Origin of the sequence: Dietzia sp. DQ11-71 (genome assembly GCF_014144995.1) — a bacterium.
Classification (GTDB): domain Bacteria; phylum Actinomycetota; class Actinomycetes; order Mycobacteriales; family Mycobacteriaceae; genus Dietzia; species Dietzia kunjamensis.
This window is the reverse complement of the sequence record NZ_JAALDT010000218.1, coordinates 1-13,383: the sequence shown is the minus strand read 5'-3', so window position 1 is coordinate 13,383 and position 13,383 is coordinate 1. Positions and strand designations below refer to the sequence as shown.

Genomic DNA, 13,383 nt, shown 5'->3' with positions numbered 1-13,383 from the left:
TCGGACGCCCGCGTCGTCTCCGCGATCGGGTAGGCCGTCGTCATCTCGTCGTCCCAGTCCTCGTCGGAATCGACGTAGTCGTGGTCGACGATGTCGCCGCTGCCGTCCCAGCCGAAGAACCCACGGACGATGCCGGGGATCTCGCGCGCGGGCCGCCCCACCATCACCAGGATCCCGAACGCGACGAGCAGCACGAGGAGCGGTACCGCGACGAAGACGGACAGGCCGGCCTCGAGCGTTCCACCGACGATCCGGCCGAGCACCCCGGCGCCGGACCGCACCCCGTCGGGATCGGTCGGCGAGCCGGACCCCAGGTGCCACAGTCCGAGCACACCGAGAGCGGCGACGGTCGTTCCGACCAGCCACCGCGAGTGCACGTCAGGACGGGGTTCGCGGGCCATGACGAGCACGCCCCATCCGCCCAGCAGGAGCGGCAGGAGGGCACCGGGGGTGCCGACCACTGTCCGGATCCCGGTGTCGATCCAGTGGCCGATCGGGCCGGCCGCGCCGAACCACACGGCGCCGACGAACACGATCGCCACGCCGATGAGGATCAGGCCGAGACCGTCACGGCGGTGCGGCGGGACCACCTTGTCGTCGTCGTCCCCACCCCCGAGGCCACGGACCCCGTGGCCGACACCCTTCGCCATCGCGGACCACCCTCCGCGCAGCCCACGCCCCACGGCACCGAACGCACCCGTGGTGCGTTCCGGCGCCGGGACGGCGGTACGAGGACCGCTGCGGGTCCCCTTCTTGGGGGTCGAGACGACCGCACCGCGACGGGAACCGCCACCCCGCGACGACGACGGGGCGGGTTTGGTCGATCGCTGTGCTCCCGAGGTCGAAGCCGGACGTCGGCCGCCGGGGGCACGGGTGGAGCGCGTGCTCGAGCTGGATGCCATGGCCGTCACTCTATCGTCTGGAGCACCACTGGTAACAGCAGCCACACGGGGGTGGGGTGGTTCAGATGCCGCGTGGGACGGCTTCGAGCGCGTCGATCCCCCGCTGGGCACCGGAGATGTCGATCTCGACCTCGTCGCGACCGAACGTCCACAGGAGGAACTCGACGGGATCCGCCGTGATGCTCACCAGCGGGGCGAGCGCCGCGCCCGTCGAGACCGACGCGATCGTGGCCGATCCCACGTGGGCCGGGGTGCGCAGGTCGACGCGGGCGCCGACCTTGCGCAGGAAAGTCTTCGCCACAGTCGTGGCGAGGGACCAGACCCGCTCGAGGTCGTCCACCTCGAACTCGCGGGGCGCCCACCCGGGGCGCCCCCTGCGCACGTCCTCGTGGTGGACGAGGTACTCGGCCAGGTTCGCGACCCGGTCCGCGTAGCGCAGCGGTGAGTACCAGGGGGCTCCCCCGGCGATCGTGTCGAGCAGGTCCTCCCACGGGCGCTCGGCCTCCCGCAGGCGCAGGTGCTCCATGCGGTCCGCGAGGGCGGGGACGACGATCCCCGCCGCGGCGTCGGGGCGGTACTCCCGCACGACGAGGTGTGCGGCCAGGTCCCTGGTCGTCCAGCCCTCGCACAGCGTCGGGGCGTCGGGCCCGGTGGCACGCATGCTCTCCACGAGAGCGCTGCGCTCCCGCTGCGCGAGGGTCGGACGGCCGGGACTCACCGGACTCAGCCCTGCGCGACGGCGGAGGTGATGACCGTGGGCACGATCATCGGCTTGCGGCGCCACTTGTCCGACACCCACCGACCGACCACGCGTCGCACGGCCTGGGCGAGGCGGTACGGATCGGTCTCGCCCTCGCCGGCCAGGTCCCACAGGGCGTTCTCCACGAGTTCGACGACCGGGTCGAGTGCGCCGGGTTCGTCGGTGAAGCCCTTGCCGATGATCTGGGGCTTGCTCACCGGCCGGCCGGTACGCGGGTCCACCACGACTGTCGCGACGATGAAGCCGTCCTCGCCGAGCGCGGTGCGGTCCGCGAGGACCGTGTCGCCGACGTCGCCGGTGGACAGGCCGTCGACGTACAGGTTGCCGACCGGGATCTGACCGACCACGGACGCCTTGCCGTCCACGAGGTCGACCACGACGCCGTTCTGCGCGAGGACGACGTTCTCCTCCGGCACCCCGGTGGCGATCGCCAGGGCCTTGTTGGCGCGCAGGTGCCGCCATTCACCGTGCACCGGCATGGCGTTCTTCGGTCGTACGGCGTTGTAGACGAAGAGCAGCTCGCCCGCGTCCCCGTGGCCGGAGACGTGGATGTTGGCCTCGCGGCTGGTCACCACGTTCACACCCATCTGGGACAGGCTGTTCTGCACGCTGAAGACGGGCTCCTCGTTGCCCGGCACGATCGACGAGGAGAACAGCACGGTGTCGCCCTCGGAGAGGTTGATCTGCCGGTGCTCGCGGCGGGCCATCCGGGAGAGCCCCGCCATGGACTCACCCTGGGTCCCGGTCGTCATGACGACGACCTTCTCCGACGGGAGCTTGGCGGCCGTGTCCATGTCCACGATCACCTTGTTCGGATCGGTGAGCAGGCCCATCTCGAGGGCGATCTCCATGTTCCGGATCATCGACCGACCGGTGAGCGCGACCTTGCGACCGCTCGCGGCGGCGGCCGCGATGACGGACTGGACGCGGTAGACGTTGGAGGCGAAGCAGGCCACCACGACGAGCTGACGCGCGTCGGAGATGAGCCGCTGGAGCGCGGGACCGATCTCCGACTCCGAGCGACTGACCCCCGGAGTGGTGGCGTTGGTCGAATCCATCAGCAGCAGGTCGATGCCCTCGTCACCGAATCGCCCCATCTTGGGCAGGTCGGTGGGGCGCTTGTCCGTGGGCAGCTGGTCGAGCTTGATGTCGCCCGTCATCATCACCGACTGGCCACCGGCGCGGATGACCAGGCCGAGGCACTCGGGGATCGAGTGGTTGACGTCGAAGTAGCGCACCTCGAACTTGCCCAGGGTGCTCACGCTGGACTCGTCGACCTCGCGGAAGACCGGCTTGATGCGGTGCTCGCGGCACTTCGCGGCCACCAGCGCGAGCGTGAACCGCGATCCGATGACCGGGATGTCCGGGCGCAGCTTGAGCAGGAACGGGATCGCCCCGATGTGGTCCTCGTGGGCGTGGGTCAGCACGAGCGCCTCGACCTGGTCCAGGCGGTCCTCGATGTGGCCGAAGTCCGGGAGGATGAGGTCGACGCCGGGCTCGGTCGAGCTCGGGAAGAGGACGCCGCAGTCGACGATGAGCAGCTTCGAGTCGTACTCGAAGGTCATCATGTTGCGGCCGATCTCCGTGACGCCGCCGAGCGCCACCATGCGCAGCGCACCCTTGCGGGGCTTGGGTGGGCTGGGCAGGCGGACCGTCATGTCGCCGCCCTGCATGGTCTTCACACCACCGAACTCGGCGGTGGAGGTGTCGCCGCGACCGCGGCCGCGTCCGCTGCGACCACGACCGCCCTTCTGGCCGCCCGAGTTCTGGCCGCCGTTCTGGCCGCCGTTCTGGTCGCCGCCCGACGATCCGCCCTTGGCGCCCGAGGACGACCCCCTGCCCCGGCCACGCGATCCGCCCTTGGGCGAGTCCTTCTGGCCGCTGTCCTTCGGGCCGCTGTCCTTCGGGCCACTGTCTTTCTGGCCGCTGTCCTTCGGGCCGTCGCCCTGCTGGTTCCTACCCTGCTGGGGCTGGTCCTGCCTACCCTTGGTCCGATCGGAGCGTCCCTGCCCCGCGTCTGCGGCGGGGGCGTCGGCTACCGGGGTGGGCTCGGTGAACTGCACGGCGGCCGTGGCCGCCGGCTCTCCCGAGGGCCGTCCTGCGGCACGTCGGGTGCGGCCGCGTCCGCGGCCGGTGGAGGTACTTTCCGTCATCTGGTGACTCCTGCTCTGTGCAGCAGCGCCGCGAGGGCGTCTCGCTGCTCGTCGGTTGGTGGTAACTGCGGGAGTCGCGGCACACCGGCCGGGACCCCGAGAAGTTCTAGTGCTGCTTTGGACATCGACACACCTCCGAGCGCCCGCTGGGCGTCGAAGAGAGGGAGGAGTCCGAGGTTGATACGTCGTGCCGTCTCGATGTCGCCACTCAGGTACGCACGGCGCAGGTCGACCAGCCGTGACGCGGCCACATGGCCGATCACGCTGACGAACCCGGTCGCTCCGACGGCCAGCCACGGGAGGTTGAGTTGGTCGTCCCCCGAGTAGTAGACGAGGTCGCAGTGGGACATGACGGTGACGGCGTCGTGGAAGTCGCCCTTCGCGTCCTTGACCGCCACGATGTTCGGGTGGTCGGACAGACCGATCAGGGTGTCCGCCTGGATGGGGACCACCGATCTCGGCGGGATGTCGTAGAGCATCACGGGCCGGTCGGTCGCGTCGGCGATCGTCCGGAAGTGGACGTCCAGACCTGCCTGGGTGGGCTTCGAGTAGTACGGCGTCACCACGAGCAGTCCGTGCGCCCCGGAGGCAGCGGCCTGCTTGGCCGCGTGCACCGAGTGCGCGGTGTCGTACGTACCGACACCCGCGACGATCGTCGCCCGGTCCCCCACTTCGGCGAGGACGGTCTCGAGGACCGCGATCTTCTCCGCGTCGGTGGTGGTGGGCGATTCCCCCGTGGTGCCGGAGACGACGAGACCGTCGCACCCCGAGTCCACGAGATGCCGCGCGACACGTGCGACGGCCTTCAGATCGACGTAACCGTCGGACCCGAACGGGGTCACCATCGCCGTGACGACCGTGCCGAACGGCGCGGGGCGCCCTGTATCGGCGGGGGCCCGGCCACGGTCGGTCGGCGCTTGCCGGCCGACAGGGCCCCCGGTGGTCACGTGTGTCATGGTCTCCCAGACTACCCGCAGTACCCGGCAGACCCCGATTCCCACCCTGGGGGCGTCGTCATCCCTCGAGAACGTAGGGGCTGACCGCGATCTCCGAGCCGTCCTCCAGCGTGGCGATCTCGAAGTCCGAGAACACCGCCGGCGCCGCCTCGCGGAGACGACGGAGTACGTCGATCGCCAGGCCCCGGATCTCGGTGTCGGCGTGCTCGGTGGCGCGCATCCCGATGAAGTGGCGCCACGAGCGGTAGTTCCCCGTCACGACGATCCGGGTCTCGGTGGCGTTCGGTAGCACGGAGCGGGCGGCCTGCCGGGCCTGCTTGTGCCGCAGCATGGGGTTGGGTACGTCCGCGAACCTGTCCTCGAGTTTCGCCAACATCTCCGCGTAGGCGTCACGGGAGGCGTCGGTCGCGCGCCGGAAGATCTCGACGAGCTCGGGATCGTCCGCTATCGCCGGTGGGGGCACCACCTTCGAGTCGTGCTCGGGGACGAAGCGCTGGGACAACTGGCTGTAGGAGAAGTGCCGGTGCCGGATCAGTTCGTGGGTGCACGAGCGGGAGATCCCGGTGATGTAGAACGACACACTCGCGTGCTCGAACACCGACAGGTGCCCGACCTCGAGGATGTGCCGCAGATACCCGGCGTTGGTCGCGGTGCGCGGATTCGGCTTCTCCCAGCTCTGGTAGCAGGCCCGCCCCGCGAACTCGGCCAGCGCGGATCCGCCTTCGGCGTCCGTCTCCCACTCGACCTCGTCGGGCGGGATGAACTCGGTGTGCGCGACCAGGCGGACCTGCCGCCGGACGAGCTCGGACATCGTGGGACTCCTTCGGTGATGTGCCCGGCGGTTCAGCCGAGCAGATGTGCGGCGACGGTGGCCGCGACCTCGGCGGCGGTGTCGAGATCCTGGCGTCCGGGTTCGCCGGTCAACCGGACTGCGGGGGCGACGGCCTGCAGTCCCCAGCCGGTGGCGATCCGTTCGACCGAGGTGACCGCTCCCGCGGTGTCGTTGTCCCCGTGCACGCACAGGGCGTACGGCCGGCCTGCCACCGCTCCCTCGCAGGTGTAGTAGGTGCGGTCGAAGAAGTGCTTGAGCGCGCCGGACATGTATCCGAAATTGGCCGGGGTGAGCAGGACATAGCCGTCGGCACGCAGCACGTGGTCGTCGGTGGTGGCCAACGCGGGGACGGACTCGACCGCGATCCCTTCGAGTTCGGGATGGTCGAGACCGGTGACGAGTGCTTCGAGAATGCGTCGCAGGCGTGGTGACGGGGCGTGGTGCACGACCAGTACCGTGCTCATCCCAGCCCCTTCCCCGAGGTGAGTTCCGTCTCGCGCAGCCCGATGGCGGCCTTCATGACCTCCCGGGCGCGGACGCGGTCGCCGGCGTGGTCGTAGGCCCGCGCCAGCCGGTAGGTCGTCCGCCAGTCATCGGGGGCGGCCTGGTACTCGGCGCTGACCCGGTCGAACAGCGCGTCCGCCGCGTCATGCTGGAGCCGACCGGAGGGGCGTCGCTCCATGTCCGCGACATCGAGCTCGATCCCTTCCGCCGCGGCGGCGGCCGAGATCCTCTGGAGTTCGAGACCGTTGCGGACGATGGCCCAGGTTGCCCAGGCGCCGACGCCGGTGAGCAGGATGATCCCCGCCCCGAGCCCGCGCACGGCCAGATAGTCGGAGGCGCTGACCATCGACCAGCCGAGGTACAGCAGGTACCCGAAGGCCACGACCAGGCCCAGCGCCGTGAGGGCCATGACCAGGGGCTTGACGATGCGCTCCACGGCGGTGGTCCTAGAGGTCCATGAAGGAGTCGAGCCCGACGGTCAGGCCCGGGGCCCCGGCGATCGAGCGGACCCCCAGAAGCACCCCGGGCGCGAACGACGTGCGGTCCAGCGAGTCGTGCCGGAGGGTGAGGGTCTCCCCCTGCGTCCCGAGCAGCACCTCTTGGTGGGCGACGAGACCCGACAGTCGCACCGAGTGCACGCGGATCCCGTCGACGTCGGCGCCGCGGGCCCCGTCGAGTTCCGTGGACGTGGCATCGGGCGACGGCCCGAGCCCCGCCTCCCGGCGAGCCGCCGCCATCATGGCGGCGGTGCGGTGGGCCGTCCCCGACGGCGCGTCGGCCTTGTTGGGATGATGCAGCTCGACGATCTCGGCGGACGGGAAGTACTTCGCGGCCTGGACCGCGAACCGCATCATCAGAATGGCGCCGATGGCGAAGTTCGGCGCGACCAGTACACCGGTCCCGGGACTGTCCTCCAGCCACCCCCTGAGGGTGGTGAGACGGTCCTCGGTGAACCCGGTGGTGCCGACCACCGCGTGGATGCCGTTGGCCACGCAGTACTCGAGGTTGTCCATCACCACGTCCGGGTGGGTGAAGTCCACCACGACCTCGGCACCGGAGTCGACGAGCGCGTCCAGCGGATCGCCTTGGTCGACCTCCGCGACGAGTTCGAGGTCCTCCGCGTCACGGACGGCCTCACAGATCGCCGTCCCCACCTTGCCGCGTGCGCCGAGCACTCCGACCTTCGTCACCGTCATCGTCTCCTCACGTGGTCCTCGTCGAGCCCGTCCAGCCTATCCGCCAACGCGCCCGAGCAGTCCAGCCGCGCCGTCGCCGGGCATCCCGGGGCCGACCGCCGCCAGACACCACGGGGCGGACTCGTCGGTCCAGTAGGCGGCGACCTCGTCGCGGGTGACCCGACGGAGCCTGGCCACCGATTCCTCGACGGGGACCACCGTGTCGCGGTCCAGGAGGTGTCGACCGATCCGCGTCATGCGGGAGAGTGGATCGTCCAACCCGAGCCTGATCGACCCCGTGAGGTGGCCGATCGCCCGACCCACCTCGTCGGCGGCGGGCGGCGCGGCCAGCATCCCGGACACGACCTCGCCCACCTCGTCGCACAGTGCGTCCACCCGGTCGACCGGGGCGCCGGCCACCACCGTGAGCAGACCGGTCGGCCGGAACTGGTCCATCCCCGCGTAGACCGTGTATGCCAGACCGAGCTCCTCGCGGATGCGTTGGAACAACCGGGAGCTCAGTCCCCCGCCGAGAACCGCGGTGCCGACCTGCGCCGCGGCCCGGTCCCGGTGATCACGGGCCGGGGTTCTGCGGGCGAGGGCGATCAACGCCTGTTCGGAGTCGTCGTCCTCACCGGTGAGCACGGACGTCGCCGGCCACCCGGGGACCCCCGCGCCCGGTCCGGTGTCGCCACCGCCGGTCGCGGTCCCGAGATCGGCGCCGTCCCGCGACAATCCGTGGCGGGAGACCGCCGCCGCCAGTGGCCCGGCGGCGATCCGGCGCACGAGGGCGTCGTGGTCGAGACGCCCGGCCGCCGCGACAACGACGTCGCCGGCACCGAGCATGCGTCGGTGGAATGCCCGTAAGGTCTCGGCGTCCAGTGCTTCCACCGACTCCTCGGTCCCGATGATCGGGCGGGCGAGTGGGTCGCTACCGAGGGCCGCGGTGGCGACCAGTTCGCAGGCGAGGTCCTCCGGGTCGTCCGCACGGCCGGCGAGCTCGTCGAGCACGACGTCACGCTCGATCTCGACGTCGGCGGGGTCACAGGACCCGTTGGCGACGACGTCCACCAGGACGTCCACCGCGGTGTCCAGCCCCTCGGCGGGGACGTGGACGTGATAGCAGGTGTGCTCGCGTCCCGTGAAGGCGTTGAGGTCACCACCCAGCAGGTCGATACGCTGGGACAACTCCAGACCGGACGCCGAGCTGGTGCGTTTGAACAGGACGTGCTCCAGGAAGTGCGCGGCGCCGTGTTCCCCGGGGCCCTCGTCCGCGGATCCGGACCCTATCCAGACACCGACCGCCGCGGTGTGGCACCACGGTAGGTCCTCGGTCACCACACGCACGCCCGGGATCGACCGGTCCACGCGGATCGTCGGGTTCACGGTCCTTCCCTTCTGTCGACGAACGAGGCACGCACCCCGCGCGCGGGGTGCGTGCCTCGTGGGGTGCCGGGCGCCGTGGGCGGGCGGACCGGCGGGGTCTCAGTCGTCGGTGCCGGAGTCCGCGTCGGCTCCGCCGTCCGAGTCGTCACCGACCGGGACGAGACTGATCTTGCCGCGGTTGTCGATGTCGGCGATCTCGACCTGCATCTTGTCGCCGACGTTGACCACGTCCTCGACCTTGCCGACGCGCTTGCCCTGGCCCAGCTTGGAGATGTGGACCAGACCGTCGCGGCCCGGCAGCAGCGAGAGGAAGGCGCCGAACGGGGCGGTCTTCACGACCGTACCGAGGAAGCGCTCCCCGACCTTGGGCAGCTGCGGGTTGGCGATGGCGTTGATCTTGTCGATCGCGGCCTGGGCCGACTCGCCGTCCGTGGCCCCGATGTACACGGTGCCGTCGTCCTCGATCGAGACGGACGCGCCGGTCTCCTCGGTGATCGAGTTGATCATCTTGCCCTTGGGCCCGATGACCTCGCCGATCTTGTCGACCGGGACCTTGATCGCGATGATGCGGGGCGCGAACGGGCTGAGCTCGTCGGGCTCGTCGATCGCCTCGGCCATCACGTCGAGGATGGTGAGCCGGGCCTCGCGGGCCTGGGTCAGCGCGCCGGCCAGCACCTCGGACGGGATGCCGTCGAGCTTGGTGTCGAGCTGGAGCGCGGTGACGAACATGCCCGTGCCGGCGACCTTGAAGTCCATGTCGCCGAAGGCGTCCTCGGCCCCGAGGATGTCCGTCAGCGCGACAAAACGTCGTTCCGACTCACCGGCCTCGTTCGTGATCTCGTCGGAGACCAGGCCCATCGCGATACCCGCGACGGGGGCCTTGAGCGGCACACCCGCGTTGAGCAGCGACAGCGTCGAGGCGCAGACGGAGCCCATGGAGGTGGAGCCGTTGGAGCTGAGCGCCTCGGAGACCTGGCGGATCGCGTAGGGGAACTCCTCGACGCTCGGCAGGACCGGCATGAGCGCGCGCTCGGCGAGCGCGCCGTGGCCGATCTCGCGACGCTTGGGCGACCCCACGCGACCGGTCTCACCGGTGGAGTACGGCGGGAAGTTGTAGTGGTGCATGTAGCGCTTGCTGGTCTCGGGCCCGAGCGAGTCGATCTGCTGGGCCATCTTGACCATGTCGAGCGTGGTCACGCCGAGGATCTGGGTCTCACCGCGCTCGAACAGCGCCGAGCCGTGGGCGCGCGGGATGACCTCGACCTCGGCGGACAGCGCGCGGATGTCCCGCGTGCCGCGGCCGTCGATCCGGAAGTGGTCGGTGAGGATGCGCTGGCGCACGACCTTCTTGGTCAGCGACTTGAACGCGGCCCCCACCTGGCCGAGGCGGTCGGAGAACCGCTCGGTGAGCTGCTCGAGGACGGTCGCCTTGAGCTCGTCGGTCGCGACGTCGCGATCCTGCTTGTCGGCGATCTGCATGATCTCGGCGAGCTTGGTCTCGGCGATCTCGGCGACGGCGGCGTAGACGTCATCGGCGTACGGCGGGAACAGCGGGAACTCCCGCGGCGTGCCGGGCGCGGCGTCGGCCAGCGCCTGCTGTGCGGCGCACAGCTCGGCGATGAACGGCTTGGCGGCCTCGAGGCCCCGGGCCACGACGTCCTCGGTGGGGGCCTGCGCGCCGCCGGCGACCTTCTCGATCACGTCGTCGGTGGCCTCGGCCTCGACCATCATGATCGCGACATCGGCGGTGTCTCCGGAGCCGACGACGCGGCCGGCGACGACCATGTCGAAGACGGCGTCGGCGAGCTGCTCGGCGGTGGGGAACGCCACCCACTGGCCGGCCGGGTCGGCGGCCGTCGGGATGAGCGCCACGCGCACGCCGCCGACCGGGCCCGAGAAGGGCAGGCCGGACAGCTGGGTGGAGGCGGAGGCGGCGTTGATGGCCACCACGTCGTACAGGTCCTTGGGGTCGAGGCTCATGACGGTCACGACGACCTGGACCTCGTTGCGGACCCCGTCCGCGAAGGTGGGGCGGAGCGGCCGGTCGATGAGCCGGCAGGTGAGGATGGCGTCCGTGCTGGGACGCCCCTCGCGGCGGAAGAACGAACCGGGGATCCGTCCCGCGGCGTACATCCGCTCCTCGACGTCCACCGTCAGGGGGAAGAAGTCGAAGTGCTCCTTGGGGTGCTTGCCCGCCGTGGTGGCGGACAGCAGCATGGTGTCGTCGTCGAGGTAGGCGACGACCGCACCGGCGGCCTGCTTGGCCAGCCGGCCGGTCTCGAAGCGGAGCTCGCGGCGACCGAAGTCGCCGTTGTCGATGGTCGCGACGGTCTCGAAGACCCCGTCTTCGACCTCGACGGCCGTGATCTGTGGCATGTGTTTCCTGTCGTGTCGGGTGCATGGGCCGCACGGCGGAATCGTCCCGCCGGGGCCACCGGGCGTCACGTCAGGGGGTCCCGGTTCGACCTCGGTCTTCGATCGAAGCGGCCGGAACGCGTGCCACGGATGCTGATGCTCCCGGGCGTCGGGTTCCGGCGGCCACTACCGAGGACCGTCAATCGGACCTGTCGACCACCCCGGCACGTGTGCACCGGCTCCACCGAGGCTATCAGGGAAAACCGTCCGGGTCACCGGACGCGCGCGGGTGACGCCCCCGACACCCCGACACCCCGACACCCCGGCGGCCCGGCTCCCCGGAAATGCGCCGACCCCGCCCGGATGAACCGGGCGGGGTCGGTGACGCGGTCGTCGTCGTGCGTCAGCGACGCAGGCCGAGACGCTCGATCAGCGAGCGGTAGCGCGCGATGTCGGTCTTGGCGATGTACTTGAGCAGACGACGCCGACGGCCGACCATGAGGAGCAGGCCGCGCCGCGAGTGGTGGTCGTGCTGGTGGGTCTTGAGGTGCTCGGTGAGCTGGGAGATCCGCTTGGTGAGCATGGCGATCTGGGCCTCGGGCGAGCCGGTGTCGGTCTCGTGGAGGCCGTACTCGGCCAGGACGGCCTTCTTGTCTTCGGTGCTCAACGCCATGGTGACTCCTGGTTGTTCCAGTCCGCGTGAATGTTGGGCCCCGCCGCCGCGGACCACAGGAGGGCCGACGGGAGACGTTACCAGTCCGCGAACGTGTCGGCCCAATCCGAGGTCACGGTCGGTCGGCGTCCGCACCGAGCACGGTCCGGGTCGTGGTGACGTCGCGGTCCATGGCCACGAGCAGCTCGTCGACGGAGGCGAACTTGACCATGTCGCGGACGTGGTCGACGAAGTCGACCGCCGCCAGGCGTCCGTACAGGTCGGCCGACTCGTCCAGGACGAACGCCTCGACGCTGCGGGCGGAGTCCCCGAACGTCGGGTTGGTGCCGACGGAGATCGCGGACGGGTAGCGCCGTCCCGGGAGGATCGTGCCGTCGACGGGGCCGTCGTCGAGCACGGTGAACCACCCGGCGTACACGCCGTCGACGGGCACGGCGGTGTACTCGGGAAGGTCGAGGTTGGCGGTGGGGTAACCCAGGTCCCGCCCCCCGCGCCCGGCACCGTGGACCACGACGCCCGAGACCCGGTGCGGTCGGCCGAGGACCTCGGCGGCGCCGGCCACGTCGGCCTCGGACAGCAACCGGCGGACACGGCTGGAGGAGACGGTCTCTCCCCCGGCCTCGAGCAGGTCGACGATCTCGCAGACGATGCCGCGGTCGGCGCACAGCTCGCGCAGGGTCTCCGGGGTACCGGCCGCGCGTCGACCGAACGTGAAGTTGCGCCCCACGGTGACCGCGCGGGCCCGCAGGCCGCGGACGAGGACCCGGTCCACGAACTCGTCGGGCTCCCACGACGCCATCTCGCGGTCGAACGGCAACGCGAACACGGCGTCGATCCCGAACCCGCCCGCGAGCTCGGCACGCCGCTCGAGGGGGGTGAGGACCGACGGGTGGGTCCCCGGCCTGACGACCTCGACGGGGTGGGGGTCGAACGTCACGAGGACGGGACTCGCGCCCAGGTCCCGGCCGTGGCCGACGGCGCGGTCCACCAGGCTCCGATGACCCCGGTGGAGCCCGTCGAACACGCCGAGGGCGACGGAGGTCCCGCCGTCGGGGATCACGATCTCGTCGAACGTCCGCCACAATTGCACGGCGACCACCTTACGCGCGGCGTTCACAGGCCCGCCGGGCGCATGACCACGACCGGAGCGGCACGCCGCCCCGATTCCGAGACCAGCGCCGCGACCCGGCCGTCCGGGCCGACGGCGGCGACGACCCCGGCGTCACCGCGGGCCTCGAGCCATCGGCCGTGGCGCAGTCCCTCCGCCTCGTCGGCGTCGATGTCGCGTCGGGGGAACGCGGTCAGCGCGGCGGAGTCGAGGTCCAGCGACAGTGTCGGATCGGTCTCCAGCTGGTCGAGGGTCCGTGCCACGTCGAGACCGAACGGCCCGACGTGGGTGCGGCGCAGCGCCGTGAGGTGACCGCCGACCCCGAGGGCGGAGCCGAGGTCCCGGGCGAGCGCGCGGATGTAGGTTCCGGTGGAGCAGTCGACGACGACGACGAGGTCGACCACCGCGCCGGAGCGGGTCCGCTCGAGCACGTCGAACCGGGAGACGGTGACCCGCCGTGGCCGGAGCTCGACCTCCTCCCCCGCCCGCACGCGGTCGTAGGCCCGCCTCCCGTCCACCTTGATCGCGCTCACCGCGGACGGGACCTGGTCGATCTCCCCGGTCAGGGCCGCGACGGCC

12 protein-coding genes and 1 pseudogene are annotated in these 13,383 nt (G+C 71.0%); all 13 read right to left on the bottom strand.

Annotated elements, in window-relative coordinates:
• On the bottom strand, positions 1–902 hold a 902-nt coding region (locus tag G6023_RS08605), incomplete at its 3' end, for a DNA translocase FtsK 4TM domain-containing protein (RefSeq protein ID WP_241727771.1).
• A 61-nt stretch (positions 903–963) separates the two neighbouring features.
• Complete coding sequence (locus G6023_RS08600; protein WP_083249542.1) at positions 964–1,620, bottom strand: TIGR03085 family metal-binding protein; 657 nt, start codon at positions 1,618–1,620, stop codon at positions 964–966.
• 5 nt (positions 1,621–1,625) lie between these two features.
• Positions 1,626–3,815 carry a ribonuclease J gene (locus G6023_RS08595; RefSeq protein ID WP_277817516.1) on the bottom strand — a complete coding sequence of 730 codons (2,190 nt, stop codon included), beginning with the start codon at positions 3,813–3,815 and terminating at the stop codon, positions 1,626–1,628.
• On the bottom strand, positions 3,812–4,771 hold the full coding sequence (dapA, locus tag G6023_RS08590) for a 4-hydroxy-tetrahydrodipicolinate synthase (protein ID WP_096907226.1): 960 nt from the start codon (positions 4,769–4,771) through the stop codon (positions 3,812–3,814). The genes G6023_RS08595 and dapA overlap by 4 nt, the downstream gene beginning before the upstream one ends.
• Positions 4,772–4,829: 58 nt before the next feature.
• Positions 4,830–5,582 (bottom strand): FAD-dependent thymidylate synthase, encoded by a 753-nt coding sequence (gene thyX / locus G6023_RS08585; RefSeq protein WP_067717719.1) that lies wholly within the window; start codon positions 5,580–5,582, stop codon positions 4,830–4,832.
• Between the two features lie 32 nt (positions 5,583–5,614).
• Positions 5,615–6,067, bottom strand: a complete 453-nt coding sequence (locus G6023_RS08580; RefSeq protein WP_069388843.1) for a flavodoxin family protein — start codon at positions 6,065–6,067, stop codon at positions 5,615–5,617.
• Positions 6,064–6,543, bottom strand: coding sequence for a hypothetical protein (locus G6023_RS08575; RefSeq protein ID WP_096905350.1), 480 nt, complete (start codon positions 6,541–6,543; stop codon positions 6,064–6,066). Before G6023_RS08575 ends, G6023_RS08580 begins: the two co-directional genes overlap by 4 nt.
• A gap of 10 nt (positions 6,544–6,553) precedes the next feature.
• Positions 6,554–7,303 (bottom strand): 4-hydroxy-tetrahydrodipicolinate reductase, encoded by a 750-nt coding sequence (dapB, locus tag G6023_RS08570; RefSeq protein WP_067717713.1) that lies wholly within the window; start codon positions 7,301–7,303, stop codon positions 6,554–6,556.
• 36 nt (positions 7,304–7,339) lie between these two features.
• The gene (locus G6023_RS16285) at positions 7,340–8,668 is read right to left on the bottom strand and encodes an insulinase family protein (RefSeq protein WP_132061176.1); all 1,329 of its coding nucleotides are present in this window, start codon (positions 8,666–8,668) and stop codon (positions 7,340–7,342) included.
• 99 nt (positions 8,669–8,767) lie between these two features.
• Positions 8,768–11,035: a polyribonucleotide nucleotidyltransferase gene (locus tag G6023_RS08560; protein ID WP_069389066.1), complete on the bottom strand. Its 2,268-nt coding sequence runs from the start codon at positions 11,033–11,035 to the stop codon at positions 8,768–8,770.
• Between the two features lie 391 nt (positions 11,036–11,426).
• Positions 11,427–11,696, bottom strand: a complete 270-nt coding sequence (gene rpsO / locus G6023_RS08555; RefSeq protein ID WP_067717704.1) for a 30S ribosomal protein S15 — start codon at positions 11,694–11,696, stop codon at positions 11,427–11,429.
• 112 nt (positions 11,697–11,808) lie between these two features.
• Positions 11,809–12,813 carry a bifunctional riboflavin kinase/FAD synthetase gene (locus tag G6023_RS08550; RefSeq protein ID WP_132061173.1) on the bottom strand — a complete coding sequence of 335 codons (1,005 nt, stop codon included), beginning with the start codon at positions 12,811–12,813 and terminating at the stop codon, positions 11,809–11,811.
• A pseudogene (gene truB, locus G6023_RS08545) lies at positions 12,810–13,383 on the bottom strand (tRNA pseudouridine(55) synthase TruB); the annotation flags it as partial. The gene G6023_RS08550 and the pseudogene truB, both read right to left, overlap by 4 nt.

Excerpts from the sequence above, each read along its gene's own strand:
- G6023_RS08580 (WP_069388843.1), bottom strand. The coding sequence starts at position 6,067 with ATGAGCACGGTACTGGTCGTGCACCACGCCCCGTCACCACGCCTGCGA.
- dapB (WP_067717713.1), bottom strand. The coding sequence starts at position 7,303 with ATGACGGTGACGAAGGTCGGAGTGCTCGGCGCACGCGGCAAGGTGGGG.
- G6023_RS08595 (WP_277817516.1), bottom strand. The coding sequence starts at position 3,815 with ATGACGGAAAGTACCTCCACCGGCCGCGGACGCGGCCGCACCCGACGT.
- rpsO (WP_067717704.1), bottom strand. The coding sequence starts at position 11,696 with ATGGCGTTGAGCACCGAAGACAAGAAGGCCGTCCTGGCCGAGTACGGC.
- thyX (WP_067717719.1), bottom strand. The coding sequence starts at position 5,582 with ATGTCCGAGCTCGTCCGGCGGCAGGTCCGCCTGGTCGCGCACACCGAG.
- dapA (WP_096907226.1), bottom strand. The coding sequence starts at position 4,771 with ATGACACACGTGACCACCGGGGGCCCTGTCGGCCGGCAAGCGCCGACC.